The organism is Sphingomonas sp. BGYR3 (assembly GCF_025153455.1).
Lineage (GTDB): Bacteria > Pseudomonadota > Alphaproteobacteria > Sphingomonadales > Sphingomonadaceae > Sphingomonas.
In genome coordinates this window covers 409771-423918 of sequence record NZ_JANZNT010000001.1, presented here as the reverse complement: position 1 = coordinate 423918, position 14148 = coordinate 409771, and the positions used below count along the sequence as shown (strand labels likewise).

Sequence of the window (14148 nt, the reverse complement as noted above, 5' to 3'; positions counted from 1 at the left end):
GATCAGCCCGCGAGGAGCACGCCGCGATACACCGGATCCTCCAGCGCGCGGCCCGTACCCAGCGCAACGCACGTCAGCGGATCTTCGGCAACGGACACCGGCAGTCCGGTTTCGTCGCGCAGCACCTCGTCCAGCCCGGCCAGCAGCGCGCCGCCGCCGGTCAGGACGATGCCCTGATCGACGATGTCCGCCGCCAGTTCGGGCGCGGTGTTTTCCAGCGCGATCCGGACGCCCTCGACAATCGCGCCGACAGGTTCGGACAGCGCCTCGGCGATCTGGCCCTGGTTGATCTGGATTTCCTTGGGCACGCCGTTGACGAGGTCGCGGCCCTTGATGTGGATCGTCTGGCCAATCCCGTCGAGCGGCGGCTTGGCAACGCCGACCTCCTGCTTGATCCGCTCCGCCGTCGCTTCACCGATCAGCAGATTGTGGTTGCGGCGGACATAGGAGACGATGGCTTCGTCCATCTTGTCGCCGCCGACGCGCACGCTGGTGGAATAGGCAAGACCGCGCAGCGACAGCACGGCAACCTCGGTCGTGCCGCCACCGATGTCGACAACCATCGAACCGATCGGCTCGGTCACCGGCATGTCGGCGCCGATCGCGGCCGCCATCGGCTCCTCGATAAGCCACACCTGGCTCGCGCCCGCATTACTGGCGGCATCGCGGATGGCGCGGCGCTCGACCTTGGTCGAACCCGAGGGCACGCAGATCACGATCTGGGGCCAGCGCATCATCGACTTGCGGCCGCCATGGACCTTTCGGATGAAGTGCTTGATCATCTCTTCAGCGACGTCGATGTCGGCGATGACGCCATCGCGCAGCGGGCGGATCGCCTCGATGCTGCCCGGCGTCTTGCCCATCATCAGCTTGGCATCGTCGCCAACCGCCTTGACCCGGCGCTCGCCATTGCGGGTTTCTACCGCCACGACCGACGGCTCGTTCAGAACGATGCCGCGTCCACGCACATAAACCACGGTGTTCGCCGTGCCCAGGTCGATCGCCATGTCGTGGGACATGAAATTGAAAAGTCGGGAAAAAACCATGAACCCCTACCGCCCGATACCGTGATCCTGAGCGCCTTGCGGCTGCCCGTTGGCCCTCAATTCCCCGCCCCGCAGGGGTGCTCGCCCTGGCAGAGATTTTCATGCCGATGCGGGTCGCGGAAAGCAGCCGCTTGGGCTAGAGCCGGGGTCATGTCAATACGCCGCCTGCCGGAACATCTGGTCAATCGTATCGCTGCCGGTGAAGTGGTGGAAAGGCCCGCCAGTGCGCTGAAGGAACTGGTCGAGAACGCCATCGACGCCGGGGCCGGGCGCATCTCCATCCGGCTGTCCGGCGGGGGCATCGACCTGATCGAGGTTAGCGACGATGGCTGCGGGATGACGCCGGCCGAGATGCGGCTGGCGCTGGAGCGTCATGCAACGTCGAAACTGCCCGAATCGCTGTGGGACGACGGCGCGATCCAGGGTGTGACGACGATGGGCTTTCGGGGCGAGGCGCTGCCGTCCATCGCCAGCGTCGCTCGGCTCACCATCGAATCCCGTCCGCGCGGGGCCGATGGATGGTCGCTCGTGGTCGATAACGGCGCACAGGTTGGGGAGGGGCCGGCGGCGCTGCCCCCCGGCACGCGCGTCCGCATGGAGGCATTGTTCGAGCGCGTGCCCGCACGGCGCAAGTTCCTGCGTTCGCCGCGTGCCGAATATGCCGCCTGCATGGACGTGGTACGCCGACTGGCGATGGCGCGGCCCGACATCGCCTTTTCGCTGGACCATGACGGGCGCAGGACGCTGGGCGTGCAGGCGGACGAGGATCGCCCGGCGCGGGTCGCGGCGCTGACCGACCGCGCGCTGGCGGACAACAGCGTGATCGTGGCGCTGGAACGCGACGGCTACCGGCTGGGCGGCGTGGCGGGCATTCCGACGTTCAACCGGGGGGTTGCCGACCATCAATATCTGTTCGTCAACGGCCGCCCGGTTCGCGACCGGCTGCTGATCGGGGCGGTCCGCGGTGCCTATGCCGAAATGCTGGCGCGCGACCGGCATCCGGTGCTGGCGCTGTTCCTTGACCTGCCGACCAGCGAGGTGGACGTGAACGTCCACCCGGCAAAGACGGAGGTGCGGTTTCGCGATCCTGCGCTGGTCCGCGGCATGATCGTCAGCGGCCTTCGCCGCGCGCTGGATGCCGCCGGCCATCGCAGCATCCAGGCGGCACAGGCCGGCGCAATGGCGAACTGGCAACCCGGCGGATCATTCCCCCCGGCGCAAATACCGCCAATGGCGCAATGGCCGGTTCCTGCCAGCGCCCCCGGCCTGTACGGTGCAGAGGCTGCGGGCAATGCGGTGGCGGATGCCGGTCTGCAGTTCCTGTCCGAACCGCCTCAGGCGCGGGCCGAGGCGGCGAGTGACCCCGTGCCGCAGGCGGTTTCCTATCCACTGGGCGTTGCGCGGGGTCAGGTCGCCCGCACCTATATCGTCGCAGAGGCGGAGGACGGGCTGGTCCTGGTGGATCAGCACGCGGCGCATGAGCGGCTGGTTCTGGAACGGATGCGCCGCGCCATGGGCGAGGGCGGGGTAAAGGCGCAGGCGCTGCTGCTGCCCGAAGTGGTCGAGCTGGACGAACCGGGGTGCGACCGGATCGAGGCGCGGGCGAAGGAACTGGCCGCGTTCGGGCTGGAGGTGGAACGCTTTGGCCCGCGCGCCGTGCTGGTCCGGGCAGTGCCAGCCATGCTGGGCACGCGGGACGCCGCCGCGCTGGTCATCGATCTGGCCGACGATCTTGCGGCCTATGACGAGGCGCTGAGCCTGAAGGAAAAGCTGGATCATGTCGCCGCGACCATGGCGTGCCATGGATCGGTCCGCGCGGGGCGCGCTCTGTCGGTGGCCGAAATGAATGCCTTGCTCCGCGAAATGGAGGTCACGCCCCATTCCGGCCAGTGCAATCACGGTCGCCCGACCTGGGTCAAACTGGCCCATGGGGATATTGAACGGCTGTTCGGCCGGAAATAGCCAGTGCCTTGCCTTTTCGGCCGGACAAGGCTAACGGCCGCGGCTTGTTTCCAAGGCTGGTCGGAACCAGCCGCATCCGGAGCTGACTCATGAAGGCCGATACCCATCCCGATTACCACATGATCAAGGTGCAGATGACCGACGGCACCGTGTTCGAAACCCGCTCCACCTGGGGCAAGGAAGGCGACACGATGCAGCTGGACATCGATCCGCTGGCCCACCCGGCATGGACCGGCGGCAACCAGCGTCTGCTGGATGCGGGTGGCCAGGTTGCGCGCTTCAACAAGCGCTTTGGCGGTCTGTCGCTCGCCAAGAAGTAAGCGGGCGGGCGATCCCCGAACGAAATATGGCCCGGCGGACGATGGTTCGCCGGGCCTTTTTCATGCGTGATTGCGCGGTATCGTTAATCGGCTGTTAGCCATCCCGGATTAGCTTCGGGGCCATGACCACTGCCGCACGCCATCACCGTTTCGCCGCCGAGTTCGAACCCGCCATGCTGTTCGGCAGCCGGCATATGGCCCGCACGCCGGTTTCGCTGGATGCGCGGATCGGCCGGGGCGGGCTGGACCGGGCGCTGTGCCGGGTGACGGACCTGTCCCGCGAGGGTGCCAGGCTGGAAACCTATAGCGCGCTGACGCTTGGCGCGCTGATCTGGCTGACTATTCCGACCATCGGCCCGCGGATCGCTGAGGTCCGCTGGACGGATGAGTTTGCCGCCGGTGTCCGGTTTCAGGAGCCGCTGGCGGAAGACGAATATGAACGGATGATCGGGCTCGATTGAGCCGGACCGCACACGTCAACCGAAGATCAGTTTCAGGCCGGCGATCAGCAGAACCAGCGCCAGCAGCCGCTTGATCGCTTGATGGGGCAGGCGATTGCTCCCAAGCCAAGCGCCCAGCCCGCCGCCGACGATCACCGCTGCAACCAGCGGCCAGATGAACTCCGGCAGGCTGCGCGTTGCGGACAGATTACCCGCCAGCCCGGCGACCGAATTGACCAGGATGAAGGGCACGGAGACGCCCGCCGCCTGCTTGGTCCGTGCCCAACCGGTCAGGATCAACAGCGGCGTCAGAAAGATGCCGCCCCCCGTGCCGGTCAGTCCGGCGAACAGGCCCAGCACCCCGCCCGATGCCAGCGCAACGGCGCGGCGCGGCGGCCGTCCCTCCCGCTCCGCGGCAGGGCGCAGGATCAGGTTGGCGGAGGACAGCAGCAGCACCACGCCGATCGCGATCTTCAGATAGTCGGCGGGTAGCGCAAGCGAGCCCCCCAGAAACGCCATCGGCGTGGCCAGTAGGGCAAAGGGCCAGAACAGGCTCCACGAAAAATGCCCCGCGCGCCAGAATTGCCAGGTGCCGATACTGGCCACGATGATGTTGAGCACCAGCGCAACGGGCCGGATTTCGGCAGGGGCCAGCCCCGCCAGCGTCAGCACGGCGATATAACCCGATGCGCCCGCATGACCGACCGACGAATAGAGCAGCGCCACCATCGCGATGGCCGCGATCAGCCAGGTCAGGCTTTCCCCCGTCACCGCATCCCCCGCCGCCGATACCGTCGGTGATTGGCGGAGAGGGTGGGATTCGAACCCACGGTGAGCGTGAACCCACGGCGGTTTTCAAGACCGCTGCCTTAAACCACTCGGCCACCTCTCCGCGCGGCACTCCCCTTAGCAGCGGCGACAATTCTCGCAAGCCGTGCCGCCGGGCGGAAAAATGGGGCCGTGTGGCGAAGCCGGGGGTTCCATCGCCTGCCGTGCCTGTGGCAGAGCGATCCCATGTTGGTTCGTCTGATGCTTGCCCTGTCCTTCCTTCTGCTCGCCGGCAATCCGGCATGGGCACAGGACGAGACGGGGTTTCAGGCGTACCTGCGCGAATTGCGCGCGCAGGCGTTGGCAGAGGGCGTGCGGCCGCAGACCGTGGACAGCGTGATGGCGGGCCTCACGCTCAATCCGCGCGTGATCGAGCTGGATCGCGGACAGCCGGGCGGCGTGACCACCAACAGCATTCCGCCCTTTGCCCCCTATCGCAACCAGCATGTCACGCCGGCGCTGATCAATCGGGGGCGCAGCGCCTATCAGGCGAATCGGGCGCGTCTACTGGGGATCGAGCGGGAAACCGGGGTGCCGGAGGCGATCATGGTCGCCATCTGGGGGCATGAGACGAGTTATGGTGCGGTGATGGGCGGGTTCGATCTGCCGCGCGCGCTGGCGACGCTGGCCTATGACGGACGCCGCCGCAGCCTGTTTGCCGGCGAGTTTGTCGCTGCACTGAAGATGCTCGATCGCGGCGTGCCGCGGGACCGGCTGATCGGCAGCTGGGCCGGGGCGACGGGCGGGCCGCAGTTCCTGCCGTCCGTCTGGTTGCGGCTCGCCCGCGACGGCGATGGCGACGGCATGGCCGATATCTGGCGCAGCGATGCCGACACGCTGGCGTCCATCGGCAATTACTTCGTCAATGCCGGCTGGCGAGCGGGTCAGCCCTGGGGCATTCCGGTCAATGTGCCCGCCACATTCGACCGATCGGGCATCGCCAACCGGCTGGTATCGCCGCGTTGCCCGCGGGTGCACGAACGGCATAGCCAGTGGCGGACGATGGCTGAATGGCGTGCGCTGGGCGTCGTGCCGCAACGGGGTGTCTGGCCGGCCGACACGGTGCAGGCGACGTTGCTGGAACCGGATGGTCCCGGACAGACCGCCTATCTGCTGACCGGCAATTATCGCGTGATCCTGGATTACAATTGCTCCAACTTTTACGCCCTGTCGGTCGGGTTGCTGGCAGACGAAGTGGACAATTGACGTGAGCAGGGGGGAATTGCCGGTGCATTGGCTGATGGGGGGAATGGCGATGCTGGCCGTGGCCGGGGCCGCCGCTGCGCAGGATCAGGGTCCGCCGCCTGCGCCGGCCGATGCGCCGCAGGGTGTTTCGGGCAGCGGCGATGCGCCCGCCCGCATCGATGATGTCGGCTATGCGACGGTCGCGGCGACGGCATCCGGCACGGCCAGCATCAGCCACCCCGTTCTGCCCGCGGGCAGCGTTGCGGAGGTGACGGCGATCGACACGGGCAAGACCGTGCTGCTGACTGTCGTACCGGGCGGCAGTGCCGGATCGTTAGAACTGTCCACCAATGCGGCGGCCGCGCTTGGCATCGCGCCGGGCGGACGCGCACCGGTTCGGATCCGTCCGGTCAATGCGGCGGGGCAGGAGATTGCCGTCCTGCGCGCCGGATCGGCGCCGCAGCGGCTGGATGCGCCGCCAGCCTTGCTGACCGGCCTGCGCAAGCGATTGCCGGTGGCCAGCGCGGCGGCGGTGGCTGTCGCTCCGGTTGCAGCGGCAAAGCCCGCCGCTTCACCGCCAAAGCCCGCGCCCAAGCCAACGCCGCAACCGGCCGTTACCAAACCCGCTGCGCCCGTTCCTTCATCGGCTCCCGCTCCGCTTGCCAAGCCAAAGCCGGTGACAGCGCCGAAACCCGTAACGGGCACCTATTTCGTGCAGGTCGCCGTTTTGTCGGCGCGCGACCGGGCGGACAAGCTGGCCGCCAGCATCGGCGGTCAGGTCAGCCCCGTCGGCTCCCTGTTCCGCGTGCGCACTGGCCCGTTCCCCGATCGCGCCGCCGCCGACAAATCCCGTGCCAGTGTCGTTGCACGCGGTTTCCCGGATGCGCGCGTCGTCGAAAGCCGCTAACCCCGTTCCGTCCACCCCATTTACCATCGTGAGTGCCATGAAGCGTCTGATCCTGCCCAGCCTGCTCCTGATTGCCGTTACTGCCCCTGCGCCCGCGCAGACGCCGCCGTTCGAAACGCCCGCGCCGGTCGCCTATCTGGTCGACCTGTCCTCTGGCGCGACGCTGTATGCCAAGGACGCGGATCGCCGGATGCCCCCGGCGTCCATGGCCAAGATCATGACGGCCTATGTCGCGTTCGACCTGATTAAGAAGGGCGAACTGAGCCTGGACAAGAAGATCGAGGTGCGCCCGGAAACCTGGCGGAAGTGGCATTCGCAGGGGTCGACCATGTTCCTGGCGGTGGGCGAACAGCCAACCGTCGCCGATCTGCTGGACGGCATCATCACGCTGTCGGGCAATGATGCCTGTGTCGTGCTGGCCGAGGGGATTGCGGGCACCGAAGAGGCGTTCGTCGCCCTGATGAACGCGCGGGCCAAGGAAATCGGGTTGACCGGCAGTCAGTTCGGCAATTCCAATGGCTGGCCGGACGAAGGGCGGACCTACACCACGGCACGCGATCTGGCGAAGCTGGCCACCGCCACGATCGAGCGGTATCCCGACCTTTACAAGCGGTTCTATTCGAAGCCCGATTTCACCTGGGGCAAGCAGCTGGGGTCCGGCAATGCCATCACCCAGGCCAATCGCGACCCCCTTCTCGGCCGCGTCCGCGGTGCGGACGGATTGAAGACGGGCCATACCGAAGAGGCCGGCTATGGCTTTACAGGGTCAGCGGATCAGGATGGTCGGCGGCTGGTCATGGTGATGGCCGGCCTTACCGGCTTTAATCAGCGGATCGAGGAATCGGTGCGCTTCATGCAGTGGGGCTTTCGCGCATGGCAGGCTCGGCCGCTAGTCGCAAAAGGTCGCCGCGTGACGACTGCCGAGGTGCAGATGGGCAGTGCGGCCGAGGTCGGCCTGGTCGCCCCGCGCAACCTGACGCTGACCGTCCCGGCGGGCACCAGCCCCAAGTTTCAGGGCAAGGTGGTCTATGACGGGCCGATCAAGGCGCCGATCAAGGCGGGTGACCATGTCGCCGATCTGGTCGTGACGCTGCCCGGCGGACAGACGCAGACGCTGCCGCTGGTGGCAGAGGCGGATGTGGCCGAAGCCGGCTTTTTCGGCCGCATCTGGGCCGGATTGATGTCGTTGTTCGCCTGATCCCATGCAGCCGGGCGTCTTCATCTCGCTGGAAGGCGGGGAGGGGGTGGGCAAATCCACCCAGGCCCGGCTGCTGGTCGCCGCGATCGAGGCGGCGGGCCGCCGCGTCCTGCTGACCCGTGAACCGGGCGGCAGTGCGGGCGGTGAGGCGATCCGCGCCCTGTTGATGCAGGGCGATGTCGGGCGGTGGAGCGCGCGCGCCGAAACGCTGTTGTTCGCCGCGGCCCGGGCCGATCATGTCGAACGGGTGATCCGCCCGGCACTGGCCACCGGAACGGTCGTCATCTGCGACCGGTTCATCGATTCGACCCGCGCCTATCAGGGGGCGCAGGGCATGGACGATGCCGCGATCCTGGCGCTGCACGCGTTCGGCAGCGAAGGGCTGATGCCGGATCGCACGCTGCTGCTGCATCTTGCCGGACATACGGGCATGGCGCGGGCCAAGGCGCGCGATGGCGGCATTGCCGACCGGTTTGGTGCGCGCGATACCGATTTCCACCGGGCCGTGGCGGCCCAGTTCGAACGGATGGCCGCGGCCGATCCCGACCGGTTCAGGTCCATCGAAGCGTCCGGCACGCCAGAGGCCGTGCATCAGCGCGTTCTGAGCGCCATCACGGATCTGCTCGACCGGCCGGGCGAACTGGCACCATGACGTCACTGGTCGGCAATCGACCGGCGCGCGAAGCCTTTTTCGATGCGGCGCGTGGCGGATCGCTGCACCATGCCTGGCTGATCGCGGGACCGGAGGGGGTGGGCAAGGCCAGCTTTGCCACCCATGCCGCCGCCCGGCTGCTCGCCGCCAGCGGATGGGGCATGGCACTGGCGGACGAACCGCTGGCTGAGGATCATCCCGTGGCGCGGCAGATGGCGGCCGCCGCCTACCCCGATTTTCGTCTGCTGGCCCGCCTGCCCAAGGATCCCGAAAAGCCGGACGTCGATATCGCCCGGTCGATCACCGTCGATCAGGTGCGGGCGCTTGGCCCGATGCTGTCGACGCGGCCCAGCATGGGCGATCGGCGGGTTATCCTGATCGACGCGGTCGACGATCTGGCGCGGGAAGGGGCCAATGCCCTGCTGAAAAGTCTGGAGGAGCCGCCTGCGGGCACGATCTTTCTGCTGATCAGCCATGCGCCGGGCCGGTTGCTGCCGACCATCCGGTCGCGCTGCCGCCTGTTGCGGTTCGATCCGCTGAGCGATGCGGAAATGGGCGTTGTCATCGACCGTGCCTTGCCGGACCTGAATGCGGAGGACCGCCGCGCCCTGATTGCCGCGGGTGCCGGATCGCCGGGGCGGGCGATTGCCTATGCCCATCTGGACATGGCCGAGCTGGAGCGTGCCTTTGCCAAGCTGCTGTCGGATGGCGATGGCGATAATCGCATCCGGCTGCACCTGGCCAAGGCGCTGTCGGGCAAGGCGGCGCAGGAACGGTATGAGGCGTTTCTGGCGCGTGCGCCGTCGGTCGTGGCCGATCATGCCCGGCATCGACGTGGGGAGCCGCTGCGGCTGGCACTGGATGCCTATGCGCGGGTGCGCGCCATTGCATCGGTCGCCGTGCCGCAATCCTTTGATGCAGGGGCGACAGTGTTTGAGATCGCCAGCATCCTGGCTGGATTGGCGCTGGACAACCGACAGGTCGCCTGAGCCCTTCAAACCGGCGACGATCCCCGCTAGAGCGCCGGCATGAGCGACCCATATTACATCACCACGGCGATCCATTATCCCAATGGCCGGCCGCATATCGGCCATGCCTATGAAATGATCGCGGCGGACGCGATCGCCCGCTTTCATCGCCAGGCAGGGCGCGATGTGCGATTTCAGACCGGCACCGACGAGCATGGCCTGAAAATGGTGCAGACCGCGCGCAAGGCGGACAAGGAAACGCGGGCGTTTGCCGATGAAATGTCGTCTTATTTCATTGAAATGGCGGACAAACTTCACATCAGCCATGATCGTTTCATCCGCACCGTCGAACCGGATCACCACCGCGCCAGCCAGGCGATCTGGCAAGCGATGGCCGATGCAGGCGACCTGTATCTCGATCGCTATGAGGGGTGGTATTCGGTCCGCGACGAAGCGTTTTACGAGGAAAAGGAGCTGACCGAGGGGGAGGGCGGCATAAAGCTGTCCCCACAGGGTACGCCGGTAGAATGGACCGCAGAGGAAACCTGGTTCTTTCGCCTGTCCAATTATCAGCAGCCGCTGCTCGATTTTTATGCCGCCAACCCGGAGTTCATTCGCCCGGAAGGGCGTTGCAACGAAATCCTGCGCTTTGTCGAAGGAGGCCTGGTCGACCTGTCGGTTAGCCGCACCAGCTTTGACTGGGGCGTGGCCGTGCCGGGCAGCCCGGGCCATGTCATGTATGTCTGGGTCGATGCGCTGACCAATTACCTGACCGGAGCCGGCTATCCCGATGCGCCGCAGGGCGACCGATACTGGCCCGCCGACCTGCACCTGATCGGCAAGGATATCGTCCGCTTTCATGCCGTTTATTGGCCCGCCTTTCTGATGTCGGCCAGGCTGCCGTTGCCGAAACAGGTGTTCGGGCACGGGTTCCTGCTGAACCGCGGCGAGAAGATGTCGAAATCCACCGGCAATGTCGTCGATCCGATCGCGCTTGCCGACCTGGTCGGGGTGGATGCCCTGCGCTACTTCCTGCTGCGCGATATCAGCTTCGGTCAGGACGGGACGTTCAGCGACGAGGCAATTGCGACGCGCGCCAATGCAGATCTGTCCAACAGCTTCGGCAATCTGGCCCAGCGCACGCTGAGCTTCATTGCCAAGAACCTGGATGGCGCGCTTCCCGAACCGGGTCGCGCCGATCCGGCCGACGCCGCGCTGATCGCCGAAGTACGTGCCGGGTGCGCCCGGTTCCGTCAGCAATTCGAAGAATTGTCGATTGCTCAGGCACTGGAAAGCTGGATGAGCGCCGTGTTCCTCTGCAACGCCTATATCGACGCTCAGGCCCCCTGGGCATTGCGCAAGACCGATCCGGAACGGATGCACGCCGTGCTGGGCACGCTGGTCCGCGTCATCGGCGATCTTGCCGTGCATATCGCACCGGTTGTTCCCGCATCGGCCGCCCGGCTGCTGGCACAGATCGGGATCGAGGATCTGAGCTTCGCCAGTGCGCAGGATCATGGCTGGTACGACCGGCTGGCAGCGCAAGGCTTTCGCATCGCGCCGCCGACTCCCATCTTTCCGCGTATCGTCCTGGACGTGCCGGAGACTGCTGCGTGAAGCTGGCCGACAGCCATTGCCACCTGAACTACAAGGGACTGGCCGAGGATCAGGCCGCGGTGATCGCGCGCGCGCGCGAAACGGGCGTCGTTGCGATGCTCAACATCTCGACCCGCGAACGCGAATGGGACGATGTGCTGGCGGTCGCGGAGCGGGAGGCCGACGTCTGGGCGACGGTCGGCATCCACCCGCATGAGGCGGACAGCCACCCGGACGTGGACACCGACAAGCTGATTGCCCGCGCCGCGCATCCGCGCGTCGTCGGCATCGGCGAAACCGGGCTCGACTATTATTATGACCATAGCGACCGGGATCGGCAGAAATCCTCGTTCCGGTCGCATCTGGCGGCGTGCCGTCAGACCGGCCTGCCCGTCGTGGTGCACACCCGCGATGCGGAGGCGGATACGGCGGCGATCCTGCGCGATGAACTGGGGCAGGGGGCGTTTCCCGGCGTGATCCATTGCTTCACCGCCAGCGCCGATTTTGCCCGCACGGCGCTGGACCTTGGCTTTTACATCTCGATTTCGGGGATCGTGACGTTCAAGAACGCCCGCGATCTTCAGGAAACAGCCGCATGGTTGCCGGAGGATCGCCTGCTCATCGAAACGGATGCACCGTTTCTGGCGCCGGTGCCGCATCGCGGAAAGACGGGGGAGCCGGCCTTTGTCGCCGATACCTGCCGCTTTCTGGCCGGATTGCGCGGCGTTGACCCGGAAGCGTTGGCCGAGCGGACGCGGGCGAATTTCCATACCCTCTTTGCAAAGACGGTTGACGCGTGAAGATCCGCATCCTGGGGTGCGGCACGTCGTCGGGCGTGCCGCGGATCGGGAATGACTGGGGCGATTGCGATCCCGACAATCCGCGCAATCGCCGGCTTCGCCAGTCGGCAATCGTCAGCACGCAAACCACCCGCATCCTGATCGATACCGGTCCGGACATGCGGGAACAGCTGCTCGCCGCTGCGGTAGAAACCGTGGATGCCGTGATCTGGACCCACGCCCATGCCGATCATTGCCACGGCATCGATGATCTTCGCCAGATGATGCATGCCCTTGGCCGCCCGGTCCGCGGCCTTGCCCGGCCCTTTGCAGCCGAGCAGATCCAGACGCGGTTCGATTACATCTTTCACGGCCGGGCCGGCTATCGGCCCAGTGCGACGATGGAAACCTTGCCCGACCGGCTGACCATCGGGGATATCGAGATTGCGGTGGTGGATCAGCCGCATGGCGGCATCACCAGTGCTGGCCTTTGCTTTACCGGCCCGGATGGCGGCACCGTCGGATATTCGACCGATTGCAACGCGCTGACCGAAGGCATGGCCGCGACCTTTGCCGGGATCGACCTCTGGGTTGTCGATGCGCTGCGCCGGGAACCGCATCCGACCCATGCCCATCTGGCCGAAACGCTTGGCTGGATCGAGCGATGCGCCATTGCCCGCGCCGTGCTGATCCATCTGGACCAGAGCATGGATTATGCGACACTCTGTCGGGATCTGCCCCATGGCGTCGTGCCAGGGTATGACGGAATGGAGCTGGCCGTATGACGGAGGGACAGGTGCTGGCGATGATTTCGTCGATCGCCATCCTGGTTCTGGCCGCGTCATCCCTGATCGCCCGGCGGGCTGAGGCGTCGCTGATGCTGAAATCCGTGCTTGGCTGGCTGGCGATCGGTGCAGTGATTGCTGTTGGGGTGGCATTCAAGTCCGAGATTTCATGGTTTTTCAACGATATCGGCGCAAGACTTGGCATGGCGGATCAGCGTGTCGAGGGCGGCAGTGTTCGCATCCCCAAATCCGGTGATGGCCATTTTTACGCGTTGGTGCGGATCAACGGGGTCGAACGTTCGATGTTGGTCGATACCGGCGCAACGACCACCGGTCTGTCGATGGAAACCGCAAAGGCGGCCGGGATCGAATTGTCGGATCGCGGACCCTTTACCCAGGTATCGACGGCCAACGGCATGGTGATGGCGCGCGAGGTGCGGATCGGCCGGTTTCAGCTCGGTGATCTGGAAACCGAAGACCTCGGTGCGCTGGTCGCGCCGAACTTTGGCGATAAAGAAGTGCTCGGCATGAACTTTCTGTCGCGCTTGAACGGTTGGCGGGTTGAAGGCAACGACCTGGTGCTTGAGGGGGGAAACTGAGGCAGGAGGGCTCGGCCCGCCACCACCGGCCAACGCGATATTTTACATAATGTATATTATCGATCTTATGAATATGCGCTCGGGCGTCTTGGTGCTGACGACCCCCGCTGTCCCCTGGATGGAGAACAACCGGTGATCGAACGGCTGGTGACGATCATGGCGCGGTTGCGCGATCCTGAACATGGCTGTGAATGGGATCTGGCGCAGGATTTCGCTTCGATCGCGCCGTACACCATCGAGGAAGCCTATGAAGTCGCCGATGCGTGCGAGCGTGGCGACATGGCCGATCTGAAGGATGAGCTTGGCGATCTCTTGCTCCAGGTCGTGTTTCACAGCCGCATGGCCGAGGAAGCTGGTCATTTCGCGCTTCCGGACGTGGTCGCCGGGATCAGCGACAAGATGGAACGGCGTCACCCGCATATCTTTGGCAACGACCAGCGTGGCGGCCATCAATTCTGGGAACAGATCAAGGCCGAAGAGCGCGGTGCCAAGGGCGCAGACGGGGCGCTGGACGGGGTTGCCATCGGCCTGCCCGCGCTGCTGCGCGCCGAAAAGCTGCAGAAGCGGGCCGCACGGACGGGCTTTGACTGGCCAGATGCCGATGGTCCGCGCGCCAAGGTAATCGAGGAGATTGCCGAGGTGGACGCTGCCGCGACGCCGGATGCGGTTGCCGAGGAGATCGGTGACCTGTTGTTCGCCGTCGTCAATTGGGCGCGGCATCGGGGCGTCGATCCCGAAGCTGCCCTGCGCGCCGCAAATGCCAAGTTCGAAGGGCGTTTCCGTCAGATGGAAGCGATGGCCGGTCCGCAGTTCGCGGCGCTATCGCTGAATGACAAGGAAGCGCTGTGGCTGCGGGCCAAGGCGGCCAAGGACTGACCGACAA

At 65.9% G+C, this 14148-nt stretch carries 15 protein-coding genes and 1 tRNA gene; 13 read left to right on the top strand and 3 right to left on the bottom strand.

What is annotated here, in order from left to right; translation table 11 throughout:
* Nucleotides 1-2 precede the first annotated feature (2 nt).
* Nucleotides 3-1046, bottom strand: coding sequence for a rod shape-determining protein (locus tag NYR55_RS01895; protein WP_260019558.1), 1044 nt, complete (start codon nucleotides 1044-1046; stop codon nucleotides 3-5).
* 150 nt (nucleotides 1047-1196) lie between these two features.
* Here NYR55_RS01895 and mutL point away from each other — a divergent pair, with 150 nt between their 5' ends.
* The 3 genes from mutL (at nucleotide 1197) to NYR55_RS01880 (ending at nucleotide 3789) form a co-directional block, all read left to right on the top strand.
* Nucleotides 1197-3008, top strand: coding sequence for a DNA mismatch repair endonuclease MutL (gene mutL, locus NYR55_RS01890; RefSeq protein ID WP_260019557.1), 1812 nt, complete (start codon nucleotides 1197-1199; stop codon nucleotides 3006-3008).
* Between the two features lie 89 nt (nucleotides 3009-3097).
* The gene (gene rpmE, locus NYR55_RS01885) at nucleotides 3098-3328 is read left to right on the top strand and encodes a 50S ribosomal protein L31 (protein ID WP_260019556.1); all 231 of its coding nucleotides are present in this window, start codon (nucleotides 3098-3100) and stop codon (nucleotides 3326-3328) included.
* A gap of 122 nt (nucleotides 3329-3450) precedes the next feature.
* Complete coding sequence (locus NYR55_RS01880; protein WP_260019555.1) at nucleotides 3451-3789, top strand: PilZ domain-containing protein; 339 nt, start codon at nucleotides 3451-3453, stop codon at nucleotides 3787-3789.
* Nucleotides 3790-3804: 15 nt separating this feature from the next.
* Here NYR55_RS01880 and NYR55_RS01875 read toward each other — a convergent pair whose 3' ends face one another.
* Both NYR55_RS01875 and NYR55_RS01870 read right to left on the bottom strand, forming a co-directional pair.
* Nucleotides 3805-4539 carry a sulfite exporter TauE/SafE family protein gene (locus NYR55_RS01875; RefSeq protein ID WP_260019554.1) on the bottom strand — a complete coding sequence of 245 codons (735 nt, stop codon included), beginning with the start codon at nucleotides 4537-4539 and terminating at the stop codon, nucleotides 3805-3807.
* A 31-nt stretch (nucleotides 4540-4570) separates the two neighbouring features.
* Nucleotides 4571-4660 (bottom strand) — tRNA-Ser (locus tag NYR55_RS01870).
* A gap of 122 nt (nucleotides 4661-4782) precedes the next feature.
* Between NYR55_RS01870 and NYR55_RS01865 the strand changes: the two genes are divergently transcribed.
* The 10 genes from NYR55_RS01865 (at nucleotide 4783) to mazG (ending at nucleotide 14141) form a co-directional block, all read left to right on the top strand.
* A complete protein-coding gene (locus NYR55_RS01865; protein ID WP_260019553.1) occupies nucleotides 4783-5802 on the top strand; it encodes a lytic murein transglycosylase in 1020 nt (339 codons plus the stop codon).
* 1 nt (nucleotide 5803) lies between these two features.
* The gene (locus tag NYR55_RS01860) at nucleotides 5804-6688 is read left to right on the top strand and encodes an SPOR domain-containing protein (protein ID WP_260019552.1); all 885 of its coding nucleotides are present in this window, start codon (nucleotides 5804-5806) and stop codon (nucleotides 6686-6688) included.
* Nucleotides 6689-6725: 37 nt separating this feature from the next.
* A complete protein-coding gene (locus NYR55_RS01855; RefSeq protein WP_260019551.1) occupies nucleotides 6726-7886 on the top strand; it encodes a D-alanyl-D-alanine carboxypeptidase family protein in 1161 nt (386 codons plus the stop codon).
* Between the two features lie 4 nt (nucleotides 7887-7890).
* Nucleotides 7891-8538 (top strand): dTMP kinase, encoded by a 648-nt coding sequence (gene tmk / locus NYR55_RS01850; RefSeq protein WP_260019550.1) that lies wholly within the window; start codon nucleotides 7891-7893, stop codon nucleotides 8536-8538.
* Nucleotides 8535-9527 carry a DNA polymerase III subunit delta' gene (locus NYR55_RS01845; RefSeq protein ID WP_260019549.1) on the top strand — a complete coding sequence of 331 codons (993 nt, stop codon included), beginning with the start codon at nucleotides 8535-8537 and terminating at the stop codon, nucleotides 9525-9527. Before tmk ends, NYR55_RS01845 begins: the two co-directional genes overlap by 4 nt.
* A 39-nt stretch (nucleotides 9528-9566) precedes the next feature.
* Complete coding sequence (metG, locus tag NYR55_RS01840; RefSeq protein ID WP_260019548.1) at nucleotides 9567-11123, top strand: methionine--tRNA ligase; 1557 nt, start codon at nucleotides 9567-9569, stop codon at nucleotides 11121-11123.
* Entirely contained in the window at nucleotides 11120-11902 is a 783-nt protein-coding gene (locus NYR55_RS01835) for a TatD family hydrolase (protein WP_260019547.1), read from the top strand. Before metG ends, NYR55_RS01835 begins: the two co-directional genes overlap by 4 nt.
* A complete protein-coding gene (locus tag NYR55_RS01830; protein WP_260019546.1) occupies nucleotides 11899-12666 on the top strand; it encodes an MBL fold metallo-hydrolase in 768 nt (255 codons plus the stop codon). Before NYR55_RS01835 ends, NYR55_RS01830 begins: the two co-directional genes overlap by 4 nt.
* Nucleotides 12663-13265 (top strand): TIGR02281 family clan AA aspartic protease, encoded by a 603-nt coding sequence (locus NYR55_RS01825; RefSeq protein ID WP_260019545.1) that lies wholly within the window; start codon nucleotides 12663-12665, stop codon nucleotides 13263-13265. Before NYR55_RS01830 ends, NYR55_RS01825 begins: the two co-directional genes overlap by 4 nt.
* A 132-nt stretch (nucleotides 13266-13397) precedes the next feature.
* A complete protein-coding gene (gene mazG, locus NYR55_RS01820; protein ID WP_260019544.1) occupies nucleotides 13398-14141 on the top strand; it encodes a nucleoside triphosphate pyrophosphohydrolase in 744 nt (247 codons plus the stop codon).
* Nucleotides 14142-14148 lie beyond the last annotated feature (7 nt).